The sequence below is a fragment of the Sulfitobacter sp. HNIBRBA3233 genome (assembly GCF_040149665.1).
GTDB classification, from domain to species: domain Bacteria; phylum Pseudomonadota; class Alphaproteobacteria; order Rhodobacterales; family Rhodobacteraceae; genus Sulfitobacter; species Sulfitobacter marinivivus.
In genome coordinates, this window is sequence record NZ_JBEFLP010000001.1 from 2636969 (window position 1) to 2658106 (window position 21138).

23 protein-coding genes are annotated in these 21138 nt (G+C 64.8%); 9 read left to right on the top strand and 14 right to left on the bottom strand.

Translation table 11 applies throughout. The features are described from left to right. Window positions 1–248 precede the first annotated feature (248 nt). Complete coding sequence (locus ABMC89_RS12905) at window positions 249–1676, bottom strand: aldehyde dehydrogenase family protein (protein WP_349568338.1); 1428 nt, start codon at window positions 1674–1676, stop codon at window positions 249–251. 132 nt (window positions 1677–1808) lie between these two features. Here ABMC89_RS12905 and ABMC89_RS12910 point away from each other — a divergent pair, with 132 nt between their 5' ends. Further along, on the top strand, window positions 1809–2462 hold the full coding sequence (locus tag ABMC89_RS12910; protein WP_349568339.1) for a peroxiredoxin: 654 nt from the start codon (window positions 1809–1811) through the stop codon (window positions 2460–2462). 56 nt (window positions 2463–2518) lie between these two features. On the opposite strand, the gene ABMC89_RS12915 is transcribed toward ABMC89_RS12910, so the two are convergent. The 4 genes from ABMC89_RS12915 to pnp all read right to left on the bottom strand — a co-directional run bounded on the left by ABMC89_RS12915 (window position 2519) and on the right by pnp (window position 6102). Further along, entirely contained in the window at window positions 2519–2701 is a 183-nt protein-coding gene (locus ABMC89_RS12915; protein ID WP_349568340.1) for a hypothetical protein, read from the bottom strand. Between the two features lie 89 nt (window positions 2702–2790). After that, on the bottom strand, window positions 2791–3045 hold the full coding sequence (locus ABMC89_RS12920) for a hypothetical protein (RefSeq protein WP_349568341.1): 255 nt from the start codon (window positions 3043–3045) through the stop codon (window positions 2791–2793). 153 nt (window positions 3046–3198) lie between these two features. After that, on the bottom strand, window positions 3199–3759 hold the full coding sequence (locus ABMC89_RS12925; protein WP_349568342.1) for a L,D-transpeptidase: 561 nt from the start codon (window positions 3757–3759) through the stop codon (window positions 3199–3201). A 210-nt stretch (window positions 3760–3969) separates the two neighbouring features. Further along, the gene (gene pnp / locus ABMC89_RS12930; protein ID WP_349568344.1) at window positions 3970–6102 is read right to left on the bottom strand and encodes a polyribonucleotide nucleotidyltransferase; all 2133 of its coding nucleotides are present in this window, start codon (window positions 6100–6102) and stop codon (window positions 3970–3972) included. A 238-nt stretch (window positions 6103–6340) separates the two neighbouring features. Between pnp and ABMC89_RS12935 the strand changes: the two genes are divergently transcribed. Both ABMC89_RS12935 and ABMC89_RS12940 read left to right on the top strand, forming a co-directional pair. Beyond that, window positions 6341–6568: a hypothetical protein gene (locus tag ABMC89_RS12935; protein ID WP_349568346.1), complete on the top strand. Its 228-nt coding sequence runs from the start codon at window positions 6341–6343 to the stop codon at window positions 6566–6568. A 95-nt stretch (window positions 6569–6663) separates the two neighbouring features. Then, complete coding sequence (locus ABMC89_RS12940; RefSeq protein ID WP_349568348.1) at window positions 6664–6798, top strand: hypothetical protein; 135 nt, start codon at window positions 6664–6666, stop codon at window positions 6796–6798. Here ABMC89_RS12940 and ABMC89_RS12945 read toward each other — a convergent pair. Then, entirely contained in the window at window positions 6795–7910 is a 1116-nt protein-coding gene (locus ABMC89_RS12945; RefSeq protein ID WP_349568350.1) for a serine/threonine protein kinase, read from the bottom strand. The two genes, ABMC89_RS12940 and ABMC89_RS12945, sit on opposite strands and share 4 nt — an antisense overlap. Before the next feature lie 123 nt (window positions 7911–8033). Between ABMC89_RS12945 and ABMC89_RS12950 the strand changes: the two genes are divergently transcribed. After that, window positions 8034–9425 carry an amidase family protein gene (locus ABMC89_RS12950; protein WP_349568352.1) on the top strand — a complete coding sequence of 464 codons (1392 nt, stop codon included), beginning with the start codon at window positions 8034–8036 and terminating at the stop codon, window positions 9423–9425. A gap of 101 nt (window positions 9426–9526) precedes the next feature. On the opposite strand, the gene rpsO is transcribed toward ABMC89_RS12950, so the two are convergent. The 6 genes from rpsO to rbfA all read right to left on the bottom strand — a co-directional run bounded on the left by rpsO (window position 9527) and on the right by rbfA (window position 13855). Next, complete coding sequence (gene rpsO, locus ABMC89_RS12955; RefSeq protein WP_349568354.1) at window positions 9527–9796, bottom strand: 30S ribosomal protein S15; 270 nt, start codon at window positions 9794–9796, stop codon at window positions 9527–9529. 147 nt (window positions 9797–9943) lie between these two features. After that, a complete protein-coding gene (locus ABMC89_RS12960; protein ID WP_349568356.1) occupies window positions 9944–11059 on the bottom strand; it encodes a calcium-binding protein in 1116 nt (371 codons plus the stop codon). Window positions 11060–11151: 92 nt separating this feature from the next. Continuing rightward, window positions 11152–11676 carry a DUF1643 domain-containing protein gene (locus ABMC89_RS12965; RefSeq protein ID WP_349568358.1) on the bottom strand — a complete coding sequence of 175 codons (525 nt, stop codon included), beginning with the start codon at window positions 11674–11676 and terminating at the stop codon, window positions 11152–11154. Window positions 11677–11724: 48 nt separating this feature from the next. Next, window positions 11725–12633, bottom strand: a complete 909-nt coding sequence (truB, locus tag ABMC89_RS12970; RefSeq protein WP_349568360.1) for a tRNA pseudouridine(55) synthase TruB — start codon at window positions 12631–12633, stop codon at window positions 11725–11727. Window positions 12634–12695: 62 nt separating this feature from the next. Then, window positions 12696–13439, bottom strand: a complete 744-nt coding sequence (locus tag ABMC89_RS12975) for a phosphodiester glycosidase family protein (RefSeq protein WP_439655650.1) — start codon at window positions 13437–13439, stop codon at window positions 12696–12698. Beyond that, entirely contained in the window at window positions 13436–13855 is a 420-nt protein-coding gene (gene rbfA, locus ABMC89_RS12980) for a 30S ribosome-binding factor RbfA (protein ID WP_349568362.1), read from the bottom strand. Before rbfA ends, ABMC89_RS12975 begins: the two co-directional genes overlap by 4 nt. Window positions 13856–13939: 84 nt before the next feature. Here rbfA and dapB point away from each other — a divergent pair, with 84 nt between their 5' ends. Next, window positions 13940–14752, top strand: coding sequence for a 4-hydroxy-tetrahydrodipicolinate reductase (gene dapB, locus ABMC89_RS12985; protein WP_349568364.1), 813 nt, complete (start codon window positions 13940–13942; stop codon window positions 14750–14752). A gap of 102 nt (window positions 14753–14854) precedes the next feature. After that, window positions 14855–15211, top strand: a complete 357-nt coding sequence (locus tag ABMC89_RS12990) for a dihydrodipicolinate reductase (protein ID WP_349568367.1) — start codon at window positions 14855–14857, stop codon at window positions 15209–15211. Between the two features lie 39 nt (window positions 15212–15250). On the opposite strand, the gene ABMC89_RS12995 is transcribed toward ABMC89_RS12990, so the two are convergent. Next, window positions 15251–15436, bottom strand: a complete 186-nt coding sequence (locus tag ABMC89_RS12995; protein WP_349568636.1) for a DUF1674 domain-containing protein — start codon at window positions 15434–15436, stop codon at window positions 15251–15253. 133 nt (window positions 15437–15569) lie between these two features. Here ABMC89_RS12995 and ABMC89_RS13000 point away from each other — a divergent pair, with 133 nt between their 5' ends. Beyond that, complete coding sequence (locus ABMC89_RS13000; protein ID WP_349568369.1) at window positions 15570–16850, top strand: RsmB/NOP family class I SAM-dependent RNA methyltransferase; 1281 nt, start codon at window positions 15570–15572, stop codon at window positions 16848–16850. On the opposite strand, the gene ABMC89_RS13005 is transcribed toward ABMC89_RS13000, so the two are convergent. Continuing rightward, a complete protein-coding gene (locus tag ABMC89_RS13005; protein ID WP_349568371.1) occupies window positions 16823–17599 on the bottom strand; it encodes a phosphate/phosphite/phosphonate ABC transporter substrate-binding protein in 777 nt (258 codons plus the stop codon). The genes ABMC89_RS13000 and ABMC89_RS13005 overlap by 28 nt on opposite strands. Before the next feature lie 170 nt (window positions 17600–17769). Here ABMC89_RS13005 and ABMC89_RS13010 point away from each other — a divergent pair, with 170 nt between their 5' ends. Together ABMC89_RS13010 and purH are read left to right on the top strand one after the other, a co-directional pair. After that, window positions 17770–19524 (top strand): heparinase II/III family protein, encoded by a 1755-nt coding sequence (locus ABMC89_RS13010; protein WP_349568373.1) that lies wholly within the window; start codon window positions 17770–17772, stop codon window positions 19522–19524. 18 nt (window positions 19525–19542) lie between these two features. Continuing rightward, window positions 19543–21129 carry a bifunctional phosphoribosylaminoimidazolecarboxamide formyltransferase/IMP cyclohydrolase gene (purH, locus tag ABMC89_RS13015; protein WP_349568375.1) on the top strand — a complete coding sequence of 529 codons (1587 nt, stop codon included), beginning with the start codon at window positions 19543–19545 and terminating at the stop codon, window positions 21127–21129. The last annotated feature ends 9 nt before the right edge of the window (window positions 21130–21138 follow it).

Genomic DNA, 21138 nt, shown 5'->3' on the forward strand with positions numbered 1-21138 from the left:
ACTCCGCCCTCGCGTAGTTACGCTGCGGGCGGAGCTTCTCCACTTTGCACGCAGGGTCGCTCTCCAGCTGTCTGCGCATCTCCACTCTCCCATAGCTTGGTTAACAGTCGCTTAACGCGCACACCTTCGCTTCTCCATTTTGCCAATAAACTCAATCCTGCCGTTTCAGCGAGCGCAGGTGGCCGATGCAAAAAAAGGGCGGCCCGAAACCGGACCGCCCCCTTCTTTTCTCCGGAATCGGCTCTGGACTATTCGGCGGCCCAGCCCGAGACGGCTTTGACTTCGAGGAATTCCTCAAGCCCGTATGTGCCTCCCTCGCGCCCGTTGCCGGATTGCTTGTACCCGCCAAAGGGAGAGCCCGCGGCAAAGCCCTTGCCGTTCGTTTCCACCATACCCGAGCGAAGCTGCCGCGCGACGCGCCGGCGCTTCTCGTCGTCGGTGGTCTGGACGTAGTTGGTCAGACCGTAGGGCGTGTCGTTGGCAATGGCGATCGCCTCTTCCTCGGTCTCGAAGGGGATGATCGACAGGACAGGGCCAAAGATTTCCTCGCGCGCGATCGTCATGTCGTTCGTGACATCCGCGAAAACGGTCGGCTTCACGTAGTAGCCGCGGTTCAGCCCGTCCGGACGACCAAGACCACCCGCGACGAGGCGGGCTTCCTTCATGCCTTTCTCGATCAGTCCCTGGATCTTGTCGAACTGCACTTCGGAGACCACGGGCCCGATGTGGCGGCCTTCTTCGGAGGCCGGTCCGACCTTGGTCTTTTCTGCGACATCGGCGGCCTGTGCCACTGCGGTTTCGTATTTCGAGCTGTGCACCAGCATCCGGGTTGGCGCGTTGCACGACTGGCCCGAGTTGGCAAAGCAGTGACGTGCGCCGCGCACGACGGCTTTTTCGTCGGCATCCGCGAAGATGATATTGGCACCTTTGCCGCCAAGCTCGAGCGAGACGCGTTTGAGCGTGTCCGCCGCTGCTTTCGAGATCGCGATGCCCGCGCGGGTCGAGCCGGTGAAGCTGACCATGTCCACATCGGGATGCGCCGAAAGCTGGCTGCCGACACCTGCGCCATCGCCATTGACCATGTTGAACACGCCTGCGGGGAACCCAGCCTCATGCACGAACTCAGCAAAGAGCAGACCCGAGAGCGGGGCCACTTCGGACGGTTTCAACACCATCGTGCAGCCTGTCGCCATGGCCGGGATCGCCTTGAGCATGATCTGGTTCATCGGCCAGTTCCAGGGCGTGATCAATGCGCAGACGCCGATGGGCTCGAGCAGGGTTTTTTCGGTCGCGGTGAAATCGCGCTCGAAGTCGAATTCCTCGAAGGCTTTCAGAAAGCCGCCGATGTGCCAGCTGCCTGCGCCGACCTGGCTGCTGCGGCTCATTTCGATGGGCGCGCCCATCTCCATGCTCATGGCCTGAGCCATTTCCTCGCTGCGGGCCTTGTAGATGTCGGCCAGTTTCTGGATCAGCGCGACGCGTTCCTCGCGCGGGGTCTGCGACCAGCCGGGAAAGGCCGCGCGCGCGGCGGCGACAGCGGCGTCCGTATCCGCCTGACTGCCGAGCGAGATCGTGGCACATTGTTCCTCTGTCGAGGGGTCGATGACCGGATAGTCGTTGGCCTGGGCGGGGTCGACCCACGCGCCGTTGATGTAGAATTGCTTTTTCTCCAGCATGGGAATGCTCCTTTGATGAGAATTTGGCGCCACTCTGTCATCGGCATCCGCGGTTCGCAAGCGGGGGGATGGCAACCGTCGCAGGAATGACTAGGTAGGGGGCAACGGATACAAAAAGAGGAGACTTGAACCATGGCTTTGCGCATCAACGACACCGTCCCGGATCTTGAGGTCGCGACCGATCAGGGCATGATCAAGCTGCATGACTGGATCGGCGACAGCTGGGCGATCCTGTTTTCACACCCCAAGGATTTCACGCCGGTCTGCACCACGGAATTCGGAGCGGTCGCCCAACTGGCCGACGAGTGGGAAAAGCGCGGCACCAAAGTGATCGGCGTTTCCGTCGACGGCGTCGAGGATCACAAGAAGTGGAAAGGCGATATCGAAACCGTTGCCGGCACCAAGGCGGGTTTCCCGATCATCGCGGATGGCGACCTTGAAGTGTCCAAGGCCTTCGACATGCTGCCTGCCGAGGCCTACCTGCCCGACGGGCGCACGCCCGCCGACAGCGCGACCGTGCGGTCGGTTTTCATCATCGGGCCGGACAAGCAGCTCAAGCTCAGCATGACCTATCCGATGACCGTCGGACGCAACTTTGCCGAGGTGCTGCGCGCCCTCGACGGGTTGCAGACATCGACCGGCAAGGGCGTAGCAACACCTGCCAACTGGAACGTGGGCGACGATGTGATCATCCCCGCAACCCTGTCGGACGAGGACGCGAAGGCGAAGTTCGGTGAGTTCAAGACCGTGCTGCCCTATCTGCGCACGACCAAGGCCCCGTCCTGAGCGCGTCGGACAGGCAGTGACACGAAATGCGGCTGCCCCTTGCGGGGTGGCCGTTTTCAGTTTCCGCGCAAGGTTTCGAGATAGGCCAGAGTGCCCGCGCCGAACACCGCTTGCAGCGTCTCGGCAGTTTCCGACGCATTGTCGGTCGCGTGGACAGATGTCTGCGTGGCCGGATCGCTCTGACCGCGTCGCAGAACGAACACGTAGATCCCGCGCGAGGCATCGACCAGTGGCGCCATCAGGTTGCGATCGTGCGAGATAAGCCCGCGCAGAGAAAGAATGCTGAGAGGAATTCGCGGTAGGCATATTTCGGGTGCCGCAGTTTCGATCAGATAAAGCTGAGCGGGAAGAGTTTGACGACATAGCTGCGTCGCCCCAGACGCTGGCGGAAGATGAAGCGCTGCCGGCCCCGTTTGAGGAGCGTTTGATCCCCGCGTGCCTCTGGTCTGGCGAAATCGGACTGCACCACCAGCAGCGCGGGATCGCGGCCTTTGTCATTGCGCCAGTAGATCCGTGTGTTGTCGGGGCCGGTGTCGAACGGCCTTTCCGACAGGGCCGCAGGATAATCAAATCTGGTTTTCACGAAGGCTGTCCGGCTCATCTGAAATTAGCGGACTATTACAGTTTCGTGACGGTGTTTCCTCGGCCCGTGGTTGCACCGACTGTTCTGCGCGCACGGCGCAAAAGAAAGGCCCGCACGGTTGCGGGCCATTTCCGGAAATCTGTGCGGGCCGGTTCAGTGCAAGACCACGCGCGTCCCGTTGGGCACACGGTTGTAAAGGTCGATCACATGCGCGTTGATCATTCGCACACACCCGTTTGAAACGCGGGCCTCGACCGTGTGCGGTTTTGGCGTACCGTGGATGCGCAGGTAGGTGTCGCGCCCACCGCTGTAGAGATAGAGCGCACGCGCCCCCAGCGGGTTCATACCCCCGCCGGGCATGCCGCTTGCGTGTTGTGCGTATATCTCGGGCTCGCGGCGGATCATGGCCTTGGTCGGTGTCCAGCTTGGCCATTCGGCCTTGCGGCGGATGGTGAAGGTCCCGGCGGTGTAGCGGCCTTCTTGGCCGATGCCGACGGGATAGCGGATCGCCTCTCCGCCCGGAAGGATCCAGTAGAGCGCGAATTGGCCGGGATCGACGTGGATCTCGCCCGCCTGAAAGCCGTCCTTGACCGGCACGATGCGCGGTTGCAGATGGGCCGGCACCTGATAGGTGCCGGTGGCGGAAAGGGCAGGGCCGGCAGCGAAAGCGGCGGCACCGGTAAAGAGTAATGTGCGACGGTCCATGAGTGACATGGCAGTGTCTCCCTGATGAATAGGTTCGCAAGCGTAACGCACCAACTGGGCAAAAAGTTGCGAACGCGTTCACCGGAGTGTCTGAAAGTGCGCCTGCGCGGACTGTCGTGGAGAAGGACAGGAGGCGACGAGTCGCGTGCGGTCGAACGAAAAAAGGCCCCGAACCTTTCGGTCGGGGCCTTCGATTTGCTCAGAAAGCAGGACGCGGGATCAATCCGCGGTTTCTTCTTTCTTGATCTCTTCGCCGGTTTCCTGATCGACGACTTTCATCGACAGGCGCACCTTGCCACGGTCATCGAAGCCCAGAAGCTTGACTTTGACTTCCTGACCTTCCTTCAGAACGTCCGAAGGGTGGTTCAGGCGGCGGTTTTCGATCTGGGACACATGGACCAGCCCGTCGCGCTTTCCGAAGAAGTTCACGAAGGCGCCGAAGTCCACGATCTTGACCACGGTTCCGGTGTAGACCTTGCCCTCTTCGGGTTCGGCCACGATGGAATAGATCATGTCGTAGGCTTTCTTGATCGCGTCGCCGTTGGGGCTGGCGATCTTGATGATGCCGTCGTCGTTGATGTCGACCTTTGCACCCGAAACCTCGACGATCTCGCGGATGACCTTGCCGCCGGATCCGATGACTTCACGGATCTTGTCGGTGGGCACCTGCATGGTTTCGATGCGCGGCGCGTGGACGGAGAATTCCGCCGCACCGGTGATCGCCTTGCTCATCTCGCCGAGGATATGCATCCGGCCATCTTTCGCCTGCGCGAGGGCCTTTTCCATGATCTCGGGTGTGATGCCCGCAACCTTGATGTCCATCTGCAGCGACGTGATCCCGTTTTCGGTCCCCGCCACTTTGAAGTCCATGTCGCCAAGGTGGTCTTCGTCACCCAGAATGTCCGACAGGATCGCGTAGGATCCGTCTTCTTCCAGGATCAGACCCATGGCCACACCGGCCACGGCGGATTTCAGCGGCACGCCCGCGTCCATCATCGACAGGGAGCCACCGCAGACGGACGCCATGGAGGACGAGCCGTTGGATTCGGTGATCTCGGACACGACACGGATGGTGTAGGGGAAATCCGTTGCCGCAGGCAGAACCGCCTGAAGCGCACGCCATGCCAGTTTCCCGTGACCGATCTCGCGACGTCCCGGAGGGCCCACGCGACCCACTTCGCCAACCGAATAGGGAGGGAAGTTGTAGTGCAGCAGGAAGTTGGATTTGAATTTGCCGTGCAGCGCGTCGATGAACTGTTCGTCATCGCCGGTGCCCAGCGTGGTCACAACCAGACCCTGCGTTTCACCACGGGTAAACAGGGCAGAGCCGTGGGTCCGCGGCAGGATGCCGGTCTGGCTGACGATGTCGCGGATCTCGTCGGTGCGACGTCCGTCGATACGCTTGCCGGTCTTGACCACGTCACCGCGCAGGATCGACGCTTCGAGCTTCTTCATCGCGGAGCCGAGGTTGCCGTCTTCCAGCTGCTCTTCGGTCAGCTTGCCCTTGATGGTCTCGCGGGCGGCGGCAACGGCCGTGGTGCGCTCCTGCTTGTCGGAGATCGCGAAGGCCTTGCGCATTTCGTCCTCGCCTGCGGCTTTCACGGCCTCGAAGAGGTCGGAATAGTCGGGCGCCTGGAAATCGAACGGCTCTTTCGCGGCGTCTTCGGCCAGATCGATGATCAGGTCGATCACCGGCTGGATCTGCTCGTGCGCGAATTTCACGGCGCCCAGCATTTCGGCTTCCGTGAGCTCGTAGGCTTCGGATTCCACCATCATCACCGCGTCCTTGGTGCCTGCGACCACAAGGTCAAGGCGCTGGTCGGGGTTCAGACGCAGATCCTGCATGTCGTCGACGGTGGGGTTCAGGATGTAATCGCCATCCTCGTATCCCACGCGGCAGGCGGCGATCGGGCCCATGAACGGCGCGCCCGAAAGGGTCAGCGCTGCGGAGGCTGCGATCATCGCGACCATATCGGGGTCGTTGACCAGATCGTGGCTCAGCACGGTGCACATCACCAGAACTTCGTTCTTGAAGCCGGGTGCGAACAGCGGGCGGATCGGCCGGTCGATCAGGCGGCTTGTCAGTGTTTCCTTCTCGGTGGGGCGGGCCTCACGCTTGAAGAAACCGCCGGGGATCTTGCCCGCAGCGTAGTATTTCTCGTTGTAGTGAACGGTCAGCGGAAAGAAGTCCTGACCGGGCTTTTGCTGGCGGGCAAAGGTGACGTTGGCCATCACGCTCGTCTCGCCGTAAGTAGCGATCACCGAGCCGTCTGCCTGGCGGGCCACTTTTCCTGTTTCGAGTGTGAGCGTCTCTTCGCCCCACTGCATGCTTTTCTTCGTTTCGTTAAACATCATCGTTTCCTTGTCGGCCCATTGGCCATTTCATAGGGGCCGTATTGCCCCTGACCGCGGTATCTTCTTTTGACGGCGCTGCGGTCCGGGCGCCGGCTTTCAGATCCCTCGCGCATACAGGACTTGCAGTCTCTTGGAAAGAGCGGCGGATCGCCGCCCGCTGATTGGTTGGCAAAGATTAACCCTCAACCGCTGCGGGAATGGTATTATCGGGTAGAATCGCCATGGGAGGGACATCATGCGACAGGACTGCAACCGCGATATCTTTGCCGAGGAAATCGCCGACCTTGAAGCGCGGATGAAACGCGCGGAGCCGTACAAGCGCGACCATCTGCGCGCCGACGTGCAGGAAATGATCTGCAAGCTGATCGGCAACGGCGACACGGTTCCGCGCCGCCTGCGCGACATGAACCGCACGCTCGAGGATGAGGCTTTCGAGGACATCTTTGAGAATATGCCGGTCTGACCGCAGGCCGCGCGCCGACATACCGAGGGTTTTGATCGTTCGGCAAACCTGCGCTATCCATCACCCTCGTGGGGAATTCAGGGTATGGGCGCCGGATGACAAAACAAATCTTCAGGTTTGCCTTCTGGCTGCTGGCGCTGCTGGGCCTTTTCAACATCTTCCAGGCGCTTTGGCTCTATCTGAGGCGTCTCCACGGCGCCGCCCATGATGCGCCAGCGGTCCCTGCCTAGTCTCCCATCGTGGGAAAGTAGTTCTCGCACACGCCCTCGCGGTGGACGTCCGCCGTGGAGCAATGAAGCCCCCCGCCAAAGGCGTAGGCATCGCGCAGCTCGACTTCCACGACTTCCATGCCCAGCTTGTCCATCTGCTCGGCCTGATAGACCTCGGATTTCTCCACACAGACGGTTTTGGGGTCCAGCACCAGAACATTCATGCTGAGCCAGACCGATGAATAGCACAGCGGCGGCGGCTGGTTGTGTGTGGGCTGCGCTGCATCCACTATTTCCCAGCCGTTGCGTTCGAACAGGGCGCGCTGTTCCTTCGGCAGGCGGCGCTGCGGATTGTTGAGGATCAGGCCCGGCCGCAGCGGCGTGAAGGTCGCGTCGATATGGATGGGATAGGGATCGCCGGGAAAGTTCACGGCGTGAACGCGGTGGTCGGGGAAGTGCCTGCGCAGCCACTCGATCCCCTTGAGGTTGGTGGTGAACCCGTGCTGCACCACCAGATCGCGGCCGAAACGCAAGACGTCGGCGGCGTCGAAGAGCGGCTCTTCCTCGGTTGTGACAAAGAACTTTTCGGCGGCCCATTCCAGCCGCTTCGCTTCGCCGATCTTCTCGGACAGGTAGTCGGGATGGTAATCGGCATCGGTCAGCCGCGGCTTGGGGGCGGCCTCGTGCCGGAAATTCGGGTCCTCGTTCCAGTATTGCTGCAACAGCGGGCGGTAGTTGAGGTATTCGAACCAGCGGCAGCGGTAGCTCATGGTCGCTTCGAGTATTTCCGAGCCGACCGTCAGCAGCACGTCGCGCGGCGGCATGCAGCCGAACTGGCTTTCGGTGTGAAAATCCGGTGTGGTGACCGGCATCGCATGGTCGATCGGCGTGGGGCGGTCCACGCGGATGCCGCGCCGCTCAAGCTGGGCCGCGAAGCTGTCCAGCAACTCGTTCGCGCGGTCGATGCTCTCTTGCGGGCGGCGGCCCCACTGGCCGCGCATGTCGCTGTCTTCGGGCACTTTCGCGTCCAGCGCGGGTTCTGCCGGGGGAATGTGGCAATCGTCGGCACGGCCCACGATGACGTGTTTCAGCGGATCCCATTCGTTCCAGCTGTTGACGATCGTTTTCTGCATGGCGCGGTCCCCCAAAGATGCATCTGGTTTCGCCTTTAGGGTGGTTCACGGGCCCGCGCAAGCGCCGCGATTGCCGTTGCGTCAAAGACGTGCAACGCTGGCGCAAAATACCGGGAGATGATTATGGAATTGTGGGAAATGACAGCCACGGATGTGGCGCAGCGGGTGGCGGCAGGCGATGTCACCGCACGGGCCATGACCGAAGCGGCGCTGGCGCGCATGGACGCGGTCAACCCGGCGATCAACGCCGTGGTGGCGCGCAACGACGACGAGGCGCTGGAAGCCGCCGATGCCATCGATGCGGCGCGTGCGCGCGGGGATGCGCTGGGCCCGATGGCGGGTGTGCCGGTCACGACGAAGGAAAACGTAGACCAGCGCGGGTTTCCCACGACCAACGGCCTGCGCGTCCAGAAGGATCTGATGGCCGAGGCGGACAACCCGGTTGTGTCGAACCTGCGCCGTGCGGGCGCGGTGATCATCGGACGCACCAACACGCCCGCGTTTTCGCTGCGTTGGTTTACCCGCAACGATTTGCGCGGGCACACCAAGAACCCGCACAACCCCGCGATCACGCCGGGCGGATCTTCGGGCGGGGCCGCATCGGCCACGGCGGCGGGCATTGGCGCGATGGGCCACGGTACGGATATCGGCGGGTCGATCCGCTATCCCGCCTACGCCTGCGGGCTTCAGGGCATTCGCCCGACCATGGGGCGTGTCGCGGCCTGGAACCCGTCGTCGCCGGACCGCCATATCGGCGCGCAGCTGATGGCGGTTTCTGGCCCGCACGCGCGGTCGGTGGCGGATGTGCGGCTGACACTGGAAACGATGAGCGTCTCCGACCCGCGCGATCCGTGGCATATGCCGGTGCCGCTGGACCGTGGTGCCTATCCCAAACGCGCCGGATTGTGCGTCTCGCCCGAGGGGCTGGCCACGCAGCCGGCTGTCGAACAGGCGCTGCGGGATGCCGCCGACCGCCTGAAAGATGCCGGTTGGGAGGTGACGGAAGTGGAAAGCCCGCCCTTCCGTGAACCCGCCCGCCGTCAGGCGCAGCTGTGGCTGGCGGAAATGGCGCGCGGATCCCGTGCGGCCTTCGATAAGGAAGCGAACGCCGACGCCATGCATGTTCTGGCCGAGATGCAGAAACTCACCCCGGAACCGGACCTGAACGATGTGCTGGATGCGTTGCAGGCGCGGGTCGGTTTTCTGCGCACATGGGAAGAGTTCCTCGGGCGCTATCCGGTGCTGATCTGCCCCGTGTCCGCCGAGCCGCCGTTCCGGGATCTGCTGGATCTGGAAAACTTCCCGCGCGTCATGGAGGCGCAGCTGACGCAGGTGGGCCTGCCGCTGATGGGATTGCCGGGGATGTCCGTCTTTACCGGTTTCGGGACCGGAGAGGCAGGGCATGTTCCGCTCGGCGCGCAGCTGATCGGCGGGCGCTTCCGTGAGGATATCCTTCTCGATGCCGCCGCGGCGATCGAGGCGCGCAGCCCCGCGATTTCTGTCGTCACGCCCTGACGTGGCTGCCGCCGGCGCGTGGGACCATGCCCCGGCGCAACGAAAAACCGCGCGCCCCGGAAGGGACGCGCGGTTCAAATCCGTGCGAAAGGCGCGCGCGTTTAGCGGCGGATGCCCAGACGCTTGATCAGGTCCTGATAGCGCGCTTCATCCTTGGACTTCACATAGTCGAGAAGCTTGCGGCGTGTCGCGACCATCTTCAGAAGGCCACGGCGACCGTGGTTGTCCTTCTTGTGGGTCTTGAAGTGTTCGGTCAGCGTCGTGATGCGCGATGTCAGCACGGCGACCTGCACTTCTGGGGAACCGGTATCGCCTTCTTTGGCGCCGAATTCCTTGATAAGACGTGTCTTTTCTTCAGCAGTAATCGACATCGGGGTCTCCTTTGAAAGGTTGGTGTGATGGCGCAGGCCGGGATGTCGTCCAGCGCAGGCCCATGGAGTACGCCCGCGCGAATCCGCAGACGATGGGGGCGTATAGGAGGATTCTGTGGGGATGGCAAAACCTTATTGCCGTGCCGGTCAGCTTTCCGGTGCAAGCCCGAGGGTGACGGCGCTGCTGAGCGGGATGAGCGACAGGTCCTCGGGGGCGAGGCCGGTGCCCGCGATGCGCGCCACCACCTCGCCGTCCATCAGCACCAGATCGCGCCCGGCGTCGTCGGGATCGCCGTAAATCTCGATCAGCGGCTCCTCTGCCTCCGGGTCACTGTCGTCCCAGACCAGCAAGAGGCTGTCTTCTTCGGGTGCGAAATCGATCAGGTCGGTCGCGTCCCCGCCGGATATCCAGTCGCCCAGCACGATCCGGTCCGCGCCGGTCCCTGCTGTAACGATATCGCAGCGCCCGGCCAGAAGGGTATCGTCACCACCGCCGCCGTTGAGGAAATCCGCCGCATCCGTATCGGCCCCGTCCGCGCCCCGCATCGCGCCGTTGAGCAGATCGTTGCCCCAGCCCCCGAAGAGCGTGTCTGCCCCGGTGCCCCCCTGCAGCGTGTCATCGTCCAGCCCGCCGTGCAGCACGTCGTCGCCACTGCCACCATCGAGCAGGTCATCGCCCGCCGATCCTGTCAGCAGGTCGTTCCCGTCGTCCCCGAACAGCACATCATTGGCGTTATGCCCGATCAGGTCGTCATTGGCTTCGCCGCCGGAGAGGGTGTCTGTTCCGTCTTCGCCGTGAAGCGTGTCCTCGCCCGCGTTTCCGCTGAGGGTGTCGTTGCCATCCTGCCCGCGCAATTCGTCGTTGCCGTTGCCGCCTGTCACAACATCCGCGCCCGCCCCTGCGGCGATGCGGTCGTTGCCGTCGGCGCCCTCGATCACGTCATCACCATCGCTGCCTTCGGTCAGCAGGATCATATCCTCGGGGCTGAGGATCAGCGGACCAAGGTCTGCGGCATCGTCGCCGCCGCGCGGATCATAGAAGGTTTCCCCGTCCATCACGGTGTCGGGCGCGGCACCGGCCCGGAACGCGGTAAAATCCAGCGGCGCGGAGGTGGCCGTGACGTCACCGGCCTGCGCCAGCATATCGCCCGCCTCGGGTGCGGGGCCGGCGTCTGCCGTTCCGTCGTCTGCTGTATTTTGCGGGTCGATGAAGGCGAAGGTGCCGACCGCCATCAATCCCATCAATCCGGCAAGCCAGAGCATCCCTTTATCCCCTTTCGGCGCACCCGCGCGCCAGTTTCATAAACACAGATTTGTGCCGAATCGTCAAAAGACTAAGGGTAAAAGGGTTAACGTCAGGTGCCGGTGGGCGCCGCGGGCCATGGTTGCGGCGCGGCGCTGTAGGGCAGGTAGAGCGGATGGCGCGGATGGCCGTGCTTTGTCAGCCCCAGATGGTGCAGGAGGTGCCCTGCCGCACGCAACCTGTCGGCGACACGGGCGCCCTGATCGCGGTGCGCGCCGTGCACACCCCAGGCGGCGATGATGGTGTCCGCCCAGGATGCCGCCTCCAGCAGGGCGGCGGTGTTGCCGGTGCCTTCCGGTTCGGGGTGGGCCTTCATCTCGCGCGGGTCCGTGGCGCGCAAGGCAAAGATATTGGCCGCGCAGAAACCGCCGAAGCCCAGCCGCCGCGCGCGTTGCTCGCAGCGTTCGATGGTTGGATCGTTGGCGACCTCGGTCGCTGTGGACGGATTGAGCATGACGAAAAGCACGCGGTCGCGGGCGGGATCCCAGACGCGCGTCAGGCTGTATCGGTAGGCCTCGCAGGGCGAATAGACCGCCGTCGAAGGCGCGTCGCCCTTGGTATGGGTGCGGGTGATCATGGGACTGTCCTGCCAGAAAGCCGTAGCGTTGCAAACCGGCGGCGGGGATCAGGCGGTGTTGAACACTCTTGAGGGGTGCAGTTCGGCCCCTTTGAGCCGTCCGACGGCGACCGCACGGCCCTCGTAGGAGGCCCAGCATTCGTCGCCGTATTCCACGCCGTCCGCAAAAACCATGCCGGGGTTGCCGTTGCGCAGGCGCGTGGCGCCCTCGCTCGAGGCGGTGACCTCTGGCAGATCCTCCAGCCCGGTTTCCAGCGGCAGAAGATGTGCATCCAGATCGGGCGTGCGGGCCGCGGCCTCGACCTGATCCAGCGTCAGCGCATCCTCGACCGAAAAAGGCCCCGACCAGACGCGGCGCAATTCGCGCACGTGACCGTAGCAGCCCAGCGCCTGACCCAGATCGCGCGCGATGGACCGCACATAGCCGCCCTTGCCACAGACCATTTCCAGCGTGACGTGATCGGCGTCGGGCCGGTCCACCAGCAGCAGGCTCTCGACGAAAAGAGGGCGGGCGGCGATTTCCATCTCCTCGCCGTCGCGGGCGCGCTTGTAGGCACGCTGGCCGTCGATCTTTACCGCCGAGAATTGTGGCGGCACCTGTTCGATATCCCCGACGAACTGCTGGAGCGCCTCCTTGATCGCGCCGTCGTCGGGACGGTCGTCGGAGGAGGCGATCAACTCGCCCTCGGCATCGTCGGTGTTGGTTGCCTGCCCCAGTCGCACGGTGAACGTATAGGCCTTCAGCGCGTCGGTGATGTAGGGCACGGTTTTCGTGGCCTCTCCGAACGCGATGGCCAGCACGCCGGTCGCGTCGGGGTCCAGCGTTCCGGCGTGGCCTGCCTTGTTCGCGTCGAAAGCCCAGCGCAATTTATTGACCACGGCGGTAGAGGTAAGACCGGCAGGTTTGTCGATCACGACCCAGCCGCTGATATCGCGGCCCTTGCGTTTACGTCCCATGAAGAATGGCTCCTGATGCTGGTGTGCGCCCTCTTAGCGACTGCTGCGCGGGCTGCAAGGGGTCAGCGCGCGGCTTCGATCACGCCGACAATGGGGCCAAGCGCGCCGAAACCGATGTCGTTGCGCATCAGGCCGGGGGCGCGGACCCGCGAAATGTTGCCGTCGAAGTACAGCGCCTGATCCAGCCCCAGATGGTCGCGGAAAAGCCGCCCGAATTCGTGAAACGTCACCGGCGCATTCGAGATGGCGAAGGTCGCCGTCTGCCCGTCCGCATCGGTGCCGACACCATTGCGGATATACCGCGATGTGGAATTGCGCAGGAAGCGCGGATGCAGATCCCCGTCAATCACCAGCATCGGCCCCGATTGGGTGGCGTGCAGGCACTGCGGATTTTCGGCGGCAAAGCGCAGTGTCTCTATCACGCGCGCGCTGCCTTTCTCGATGCAGAAGACCCCGTTGGGCAACAGACCGAAATTGCCCGGCCCCTCGCTGGTGACGAGATCGCGCAGCATCTTGCCGTTCTCGATATAAAGCCCGACCGGCGCGCGATCTTCGTGGTACATGCCCGCGTTCATCGCAAAGCCAAGGCCGCGACCCGTCGCCTCGAGCGACTTGTCCAGCGATCCGAAATATCCGTAGGGGGTGTCCGCCTCGTCATAGAGAAAGAGCGACAGCTGTTCGCGCCGCAGATCGACGGTGCAGATCACGTATTCCACACGATCAAAGGTTTCTTCGCGGCAATCGGCGGCACCGGCCGCGCCCGCGCCAAAGGCCCAGAGCATCAGCAGGGCGCACAGCTGCTTCACGGCGTTTCCGGGTCGTCGTCGCCCGCTTCGGCATCGCGGCGCACCACGTCCTGCGACAGCATCCGGCGGGTTTCGTCCATCTGGTCGAAGGTCCGGTCCAGCTGGAACCGCAGGTCGGGCGAGAATTTCAGCGTCAGTTTCCGGGCCACTTGCCGGCGCAGTTCGGCCTTGTTGCGGGCCAGAAGCTTCAGAAGATCCTCCTGCCCCTTGCCGCCGAGCGGCAGCACATAGGCGGTCGCGATCTTCAGGTCGGGCGATACGCGCACCTCGCCGACCGTGATCGACATCGCGTTCAGGTCGGAATCGTGAATATCCCCGCGCTGGAGCACTTCGCTCAGCGCGCGGCGGATGGTTTCGCCAACCCGAAGCTGTCTTTGGGACGGGCCCGCGCCGTCATGAAACTTGTTCTTTGCCATGCGCCCCATCTAAGCGGTCCGATCCTCTTTGCCAAGCGGTTCGCCGTGCGGTAAACCGCGCTGGCACAGCAGCGGGGGCAGACCATGGCAGACACGACAGCGATAACGATCACCGGCGTTTCGGGCCGCATGGGCCGGATGCTGGTCAGCGAAGTGCTCGCCCACGACAGCCTGACGCTCTGCGGGGCCGTGGAGCGTGCGGGTCATGACTGGATCGGTCAGGATCTGGGGCTGGCGCTGGGCGGTGCCGCGCTGGATATAAAGGTCACCGACGATGCTGCCGCAGCGATTGCCGCCTGCGATGCCGTGATCGATTTTACCGCCCCCGCCGCGACGCTCGAATTCGCCCGTCACGCCGCTGACGCGGGTTGCGTTCACGTGATCGGGACCACCGGGATGAGCGACGCGGAAATCGCAGAGCTTGCCACGCCCGCGCAGCGTGCAACCATCGTGCGGGCCGGGAACATGAGCCTCGGGGTGAACCTGCTGGTGCAGCTGACCAAACAGGTCGCCGCCGCACTGGATACGGATTTCGACATCGAGATCATCGAGGCCCACCACAACCGCAAGGTCGACGCGCCTTCGGGCACGGCGCTGATGCTGGGTGAAGCCGCCGCCGAGGGGCGCGGTGTCAGCCTGTCGGACGTGCGCGATGCGGGCCGCGACGGCATGACAGGGGCCCGCCGGGCCGGCGACATCGGGTTCAGCGCGATTCGCGGCGGCGATATCGTGGGCGAGCATGATGTGATGTTCGCGGGCGCGGGCGAGCGGATCATCCTGCGCCACGTCGCCTCGGACCGCAGCCTCTTCGCGCGCGGCGCGCTGAAGGCCGCACTCTGGGGGCAGGGCAAGGCGCCGGGCGAATACGACATGCTGGATGTTCTGGGGCTGAAGTAGTCCCGGGCGGGCGCAGCAGGGCAGGAAAAACAGCCCGGGATGAAACCAATCCGGCTGACGCTACGTATATCAGGGTAAGGATTTCGACACAGGAGTCATACCATGATGAACAAGATGCATCTGGCCGCCGCCGCTCTGGCGCTTTGCGCGGCCCCCGCTGCCGCCGAACTGTCCAAGATCGACAGCGCCGCCGATTTCAAGAACATCGTGACCGGCAAAACACTCACCCGGCCTTTGGTAAAGCTGGAAGTCAGCCCCGACGGCGCAATTTCGGGTCAGGGCGCGGCCTGGGCCGTTTCGGGCCAATGGACGTGGGAAAACGGATATTTCTGCCGCAGCCTTGAATGGGGCGGCGACGATCTGGGCTACAATTGCCAGGAGGTCAGGGTCTCGGGCGACCGGATCCGGTTCACCTCGGATCAAGGGACCGGTGACAGCGCGGAGTTCACGCTGCGCTGAGGCGTCCGGGCGGGGGCGCGTCGCGTCCCCGGCAGCGCGTCAGAAATCGATCGCGATTCCCTTCTTCTCCCAATCGCCGTAGCGCACGGGTTCGGGCCCCTGACGGCCGCCCAGTTCGGGCGGAAGATCAAGGGCTTCGGCCTGCGCGCGCCGCTCGGCGGCTTCGGCCAGCGCCCGCTGTGCGGGCGGCGGCAGGTCCGGACCGGGCTCCGGCTGGGGCGGGATCGGGTTATCGGGGATCGGTTTCTCGTTGGGCGATGGCTTACGGGCCATGGTGTCCTCCTGTTACGGCTACACTTGATATATCGCGCACAATCGCCCAGACAACCGCCAGACCCCGCTCAGGAAAGGCGCATCCATGTCCCAGACACCCGACCAGCCCGGCGTCGATGCCCGCAGATCGGCCGTTTTCCTGCTCGATCAGGTGCTCGGCGAAGGCAAGCTCATGTCCGAACTTCTCGGGGCAGGGGTGCTGGACCGTCTCGCGCCCGAGGACCGCGCCCGTGCGCAGCGTCTGGCGCAGGATACCCTGCGCGGGCTTGAGCGCGCTGACCGCATCCTGCAACGCCACCTGAACAAGACCCCGCCGCTGACCGTGCGCAATGTCCTGCGCGTGGGCACCTTCGAGCTGTGTACCGGCGGGGCCGCCCACGGCGTCGTCAACACGATGGTGTCGCTGGTTGCCGGTCACAAACACTATGGCCACCTCAAGGGGCTGACCAACGCCGTGCTGCGCAAGGTGGCGGACGACGGCGAAGCGGCATGGTCCGCCCGCCGTGCGCCGCGCCTGCCGAAATGGCTGCGCAACCCGCTGGTCGAGGCATGGGGCAGCGATGCGATGATCGCGATGGAACAGGCCCATTTCCGCGCCGCGCCGCTGGACCTGACCGTGAAGGCCGATCCGGAGGGCTGGGCCGAACGTCTGGGTGGGACGGTCTTGCCAACCGGAACGGTGCGGGTCGCTGCGGGCGGACAGGTGTCGGCCCTGCCGGGCTTCGACGAGGGCGCATGGTGGGTGCAGGACGCCGCGGCGGCCCTGCCCGCGCGCATTCTGGCCGCCGTGCCGGGCGAACAGGTTCTCGATCTCTGCGCCGCCCCCGGCGGCAAGACGATGCAGCTGGCCGCGACCGGTGCCGAGGTTCTGGCCGTGGATGACAGCCACGCGCGCATGCAGCGCCTGAAGGAAAACCTTGCCCGGACCGATCTGAAGGCGCGGACCTTCATCAAGGACGTGCGCCAGTTCAAGGGCGAATTCGACGCGATCCTGCTGGACGCGCCCTGTTCGGCGACGGGCACGATCCGCCGCCACCCCGACCTGCCCTTTGCCAAGGACGGATCGGAGTTCGGCGATCTCATCGCGCTTCAGGAAGAGCTTCTGGATCACGCGTGGTCGCTGCTCAAACCCGGAGGGCGGATGGTGTTCTGCACCTGCAGCCTGCTGCCGGACGAAGGCGAGGTGCAGATCGACGAGGCGCTGGAGCGCCACGGTGACATGACTGTCGACCGCGCGGCGCTGGATCTGCCCGGTATCGACCCGGCGTGGATCACGCAGGAAGGCGGATTGCGCCTGCGCCCGGATTTCTGGGCGGAGGCCGGTGGCATGGACGGCTTCTACATCGCCTGCCTGCGCAAGGGCTGAAGCACGCCGTCGGGCGGCGTCGGCACGGCCAGATAGGCGCTGGCCGGAATTTGCACGAGGCCCCGCAGATCCAGCGCCACGCGGTCCGCAGGGTCTAGGGCGTCGATCGCCTCTTCCACCGCATCCGCGACCTTGCGGGGGTCCACCACATCGGCGCAGATATAGGGCAGGCCGGGGGTGGGCGCTGTGCGCTCAAGAACTCTCAGTTGCGTGGCCACCGGCGAATGACGCGCCAGCAGACGCCATGTCTGAGCGTCCAGCGCGGCAAGATCGGCTTGGCCCTCGGCGACCAGATGCGCTGACAGCGCGTGCGCGCCGCTGCGCAGGTGGCGGGCAAAGCGGAATCCACTTTCGCCCAGATGCGCATGAAGCGCCGCGAAACCCGATTGCGAGAGCGCATCGTTATAGGCCAGCGTGCCGGTCGCGAAATCCGCGATCTGGGCCCTCGGATCGTCCGCGCGGACCACGATCACCGATTGGTAGTATCCCGGTGGGCAGCCCGGCAGCCCGTAGTCCGGTGTGCCGACCAGATGCACCATGTCGTGCAGGCGCGTGCGGTAGGGCATCCCGCAGGTCTGGCCCAGCACCAGATCGGGCGCGCGCCAGACCGCGAAGGGATCGCCCTCTTGCGCAAGCGCCGCCGGTGCGTCGATCCCGCGCCGCCGCAACCCCGCGCGGATCGCGCGCCAGTAGCGTTGCAGCGCGCCGTCTATCGCCGGGTGCGTATACATCATCAGGCTGGCGATCATCGCGTCTTTCCTCCCCGGGCATCCTCGCGCGCCCGGTTCTGCATCGCAAGAGCAGGCGGTTTGCCGGGTGCGGCGCGGTTGCCGGTCGTCTTCCGCCGAAAAGCGGTGACACCCTGCATCCCAACGGTTAGGATTTGGCCGAGCGCCGCAGAGCGACTGAGGCAGAGTATATGACCCAATTTCCCCGCTTGAATGCGCGTCTGACGCATTTGCTGAACCAGTGGCACGCACGCGCCGCCACCCGGGGACGTGCCGAGGCCCGCGGCTTTGTCTCTTCGCCCGAACCGCGCACCATCGGGGCCTTCGCCAAGGGCCGGCAGCTGGTGGCGGGGAATTTCCTGTTTGCGGGCAGTCTGGTCACCGCTCCGTCGCAAAGCCCGTGGGAGATCGAGCCGCCCGACGGCGCCTTTGCCGCCGCGCTGCACGGGTTTTCGTGGCTCGACGATCTGGCTGCCGTGGGCGACGCCCCGTCGCGGCGCGCGGCACAGACGTGGCTGTGGGACTGGATCGACCGCTACGGGCAGGGGCGCGGCCCCGGCTGGACGCCCGACCTGACAGGCCGGCGCCTGATCCGCTGGATCAACCACGCCATATTCGTCCTGCACGGGGGCGGGCCGAACGCACCCGACAGCGACGCGTTCTACCGCTCTCTGGGCCAGCAGACGCGATTCCTGTCAAAGCGCTGGCACGCCGCTGCCCCCGGCCTTGCCCGGTTCGAGGCGCTGACCGGCCTGATCTACGCGGGCCTGTCGCTGGAGGGGATGGAAACACTCGCCGATCCGGCGATCAAGGCGCTGGCGCGTGAATGCCAGACGCAGATCGACGCGCAGGGGGGGCTGCCCACGCGCAATCCCGAAGAATTGCTGGATGTCTTTACCCTGCTGACATGGGCCGCTGCCGCACTGGCCGACGCGGGGCGCGGCACGCCGCGTCCGCATCTCGAAGCGATCGAGCGGATCGCGCCCACCCTGCGCACGCTGCGTCACGCCGATGGCGGGCTGGCACGGTTCCACGGCGGCGGTCGCGGGATGGAAGGGTGGCTCGATCACGCGCTGGCGGCCTCGGGCATCCGTGGCAAGCAACCGTCGGGCCTGTCGATGGGATACGCGCGCCTGTCGGCCGGCCGCACCAGCATCATCATCGACGCCAGCCCGCCGCCCACGGGCGCCGCGTCGGCCAATGCCCATGCGTCTACCCTCGCGTTCGAACTGACATCGGGGCGGCGCCCGCTGATCGTGAACTGCGGCTCGGGCGCGTCCTTCGGGCTGGCGTGGCGACGCGCGGGGCGTGCGACACCGTCCCATTCCGCGCTCAGCCTTGGTGGCTATTCCTCCGCGCGGCTTGATGAGCCCGACAGCTACAGCGGGCGCGAAGCGCTGATCGACGGGCCCACGCATGTGCCGGTGGAAATCTCCCCGGTCAGCGACGGGATGAAGTTCGAGGGCGGGCACAATGGTTACGTCCTGACGCACGGTCTGACCCATGCGCGCACGCTGGAGCTGACGAACGATGGCCGTGCGCTGGCCGGAGAGGATATGCTGCTGGCGCTGGAGGATATCGACAAGCGCCGCTTCGACCGCGCGCTCGATCGCACCAAGCTCAAGGGGATCGGCTTCGAGATCCGGTTCCATCTGCATCCAGAGGTCGACGCCACCGTCGATCTGGGTGGCGCGGCGATTTCCATGGCGTTGAAATCCGGTGAAATCTGGGTCTTCCGCCACGATGGCACGCTGCAACTGCGGCTCGAACCCGGTGCCTATCTGGAGGCGACACGGCTTAAACCGCGGGCAAGCCAGCAGATCGTTTTGACCGGAAGGGCGATAAAACCGGCCACGCGGGTCCGCTGGTCGTTGTCAAAAGCGCAGGAAACTGCGATTGGCGTGCGTGATCTGGAACGCGACGACCCGTTCCTTGACGATGTCTGACAAACAGGAGCCCCTTCCATGGCCGACCTCGCCCCGCTCAAGCGCGCCCTTCTTTCCGTTTCCGACAAAACCGGTTTGGTCGATTTCGGCCGTGCCCTCGCCGACAGAGGTGTCGAACTGCTGTCGACCGGCGGGACCGCCAAGGCATTGCGCGATGCGGGCCTGACGGTCCGCGATGTGTCCGAGGTGACGGGCTTTCCCGAGATGATGGACGGGCGGGTCAAGACCCTGCACCCTGTGGTCCACGGCGGCCTTCTGGCCCTGCGCGACAACGACACCCATGTCGCTTCGATGGACGAACACGGCATCGGCGCGATCGATCTGGTGGTGGTCAACCTCTACCCGTTCGAGGAAACCGTGGCCAAGGGGGCCGAATACGCCGAAGTGATCGAGAACATCGATATCGGCGGACCCGCGATGATCCGCTCGGCGGCCAAGAACCACGGCTTTGTCAGTGTGATCGTGGACGTGGAGGATTACGCACCGTTCCTCGACGAGCTTGCGGCCAATGACGGGCAGACGACCTATGCGATGCGCCAGCGGCTCGCGCAGACGGCCTATGCCCGCACCGCAGCCTATGACACCGCCGTCAGTTCGTGGATGGCGGATGCGGTCGGCGGCACGCCGCGCCGCAGAACCTTTGGCGGCACGCTGGCGCAGACCCTGCGCTACGGCGAGAACCCGCACCAGCAGGCGGCATTCTATACCGACGGCACGTCGCGCGCGGGTGTGGCCACGGCCCGCCAGCATCAGGGCAAGGAGCTGTCCTACAACAACATCAACGACACCGACGCCGCCTTCGAACTGGTCTCGGAATTCGCGCCGGAGGACGGACCGGCGGTGGCGATCATCAAACACGCCAACCCCTGCGGTGTGGCGCGCGGAAAGACACTGGCCGAAGCCTATACGCGCGCGTTCGATTGCGACCGCACCTCGGCTTTCGGGGGGATCATCGCGCTGAACCAGACGCTGGATGCCGAAACCGCCGAGGCCATCACCGGCATCTTTACCGAAGTCGTGATCGCCCCCGACGCCACGGCCGAGGCCATCGCGTTGTTCGAGAAAAAGAAGAACCTGCGCCTGCTGACCACCGGCGGGCTGGCCGACCCCACGGCTGCACGTCTGGCCCCGCGCCAGGTGTCGGGCGGATGGCTTGTGCAGGACCGCGATACCGGCCGGATCAGCCCCGATGATCTGAAAGTCGTCACCAAACGCCAGCCATCGGATCAGGAACTCAGCGACATGCTGTTTGCCTGGACGGTTGCGAAACACGTCAAATCCAACGCGATCATCTACGTCAAGGATGGCGCGACCGTGGGCGTTGGCGCGGGCCAGATGAGCCGCGTGGACAGCACGCGCATCGCCGCCCGCAAGGCCGTCGACATGGCCGAAGCGATGGGCCTGCCCGCGCCCCTGACCCAAGGGTCCGTGGTGGCGTCGGACGCGTTCTTCCCCTTCGCGGACGGCCTTGTCACCGCAGCCGAGGCCGGGGCCACCGCGCTGATCCAGCCCGGTGGATCCATGCGCGACGAAGAAGTCATCGCCGCTGCGGATGCGGCGGGGCTTGCCATGGTGTTCACCGGCATGCGCCATTTCCGTCACTGAGGCCGGCAG

Excerpts from the sequence above, each read along its gene's own strand:
- ABMC89_RS12965 (WP_349568358.1), bottom strand. The coding sequence starts at position 11,676 with ATGATCACCCGCACCCATACCAAGGGCGACGCGCCTTCGACGGCGGTC.
- rbfA (WP_349568362.1), bottom strand. The coding sequence starts at position 13,855 with ATGGCAAAGAACAAGTTTCATGACGGCGCGGGCCCGTCCCAAAGACAG.
- ABMC89_RS13010 (WP_349568373.1), top strand. The coding sequence starts at position 17,770 with ATGACCCAATTTCCCCGCTTGAATGCGCGTCTGACGCATTTGCTGAAC.
- dapB (WP_349568364.1), top strand. The coding sequence starts at position 13,940 with ATGGCAGACACGACAGCGATAACGATCACCGGCGTTTCGGGCCGCATG.
- rpsO (WP_349568354.1), bottom strand. The coding sequence starts at position 9,796 with ATGTCGATTACTGCTGAAGAAAAGACACGTCTTATCAAGGAATTCGGC.
- ABMC89_RS12950 (WP_349568352.1), top strand. The coding sequence starts at position 8,034 with ATGGAATTGTGGGAAATGACAGCCACGGATGTGGCGCAGCGGGTGGCG.
- truB (WP_349568360.1), bottom strand. The coding sequence starts at position 12,633 with ATGGGACGTAAACGCAAGGGCCGCGATATCAGCGGCTGGGTCGTGATC.
- ABMC89_RS13000 (WP_349568369.1), top strand. The coding sequence starts at position 15,570 with ATGTCCCAGACACCCGACCAGCCCGGCGTCGATGCCCGCAGATCGGCC.
- ABMC89_RS12960 (WP_349568356.1), bottom strand. The coding sequence starts at position 11,059 with ATGCTCTGGCTTGCCGGATTGATGGGATTGATGGCGGTCGGCACCTTC.
- ABMC89_RS12910 (WP_349568339.1), top strand. The coding sequence starts at position 1,809 with ATGGCTTTGCGCATCAACGACACCGTCCCGGATCTTGAGGTCGCGACC.
- ABMC89_RS12940 (WP_349568348.1), top strand. The coding sequence starts at position 6,664 with ATGACAAAACAAATCTTCAGGTTTGCCTTCTGGCTGCTGGCGCTGCTG.
- ABMC89_RS12935 (WP_349568346.1), top strand. The coding sequence starts at position 6,341 with ATGCGACAGGACTGCAACCGCGATATCTTTGCCGAGGAAATCGCCGAC.
- purH (WP_349568375.1), top strand. The coding sequence starts at position 19,543 with ATGGCCGACCTCGCCCCGCTCAAGCGCGCCCTTCTTTCCGTTTCCGAC.
- ABMC89_RS12925 (WP_349568342.1), bottom strand. The coding sequence starts at position 3,759 with ATGTCACTCATGGACCGTCGCACATTACTCTTTACCGGTGCCGCCGCT.
- ABMC89_RS13005 (WP_349568371.1), bottom strand. The coding sequence starts at position 17,599 with ATGATCGCCAGCCTGATGATGTATACGCACCCGGCGATAGACGGCGCG.
- ABMC89_RS12990 (WP_349568367.1), top strand. The coding sequence starts at position 14,855 with ATGATGAACAAGATGCATCTGGCCGCCGCCGCTCTGGCGCTTTGCGCG.
- ABMC89_RS12905 (WP_349568338.1), bottom strand. The coding sequence starts at position 1,676 with ATGCTGGAGAAAAAGCAATTCTACATCAACGGCGCGTGGGTCGACCCC.
- ABMC89_RS12915 (WP_349568340.1), bottom strand. The coding sequence starts at position 2,701 with ATGGCGCCACTGGTCGATGCCTCGCGCGGGATCTACGTGTTCGTTCTG.
- pnp (WP_349568344.1), bottom strand. The coding sequence starts at position 6,102 with ATGTTTAACGAAACGAAGAAAAGCATGCAGTGGGGCGAAGAGACGCTC.
- ABMC89_RS12945 (WP_349568350.1), bottom strand. The coding sequence starts at position 7,910 with ATGCAGAAAACGATCGTCAACAGCTGGAACGAATGGGATCCGCTGAAA.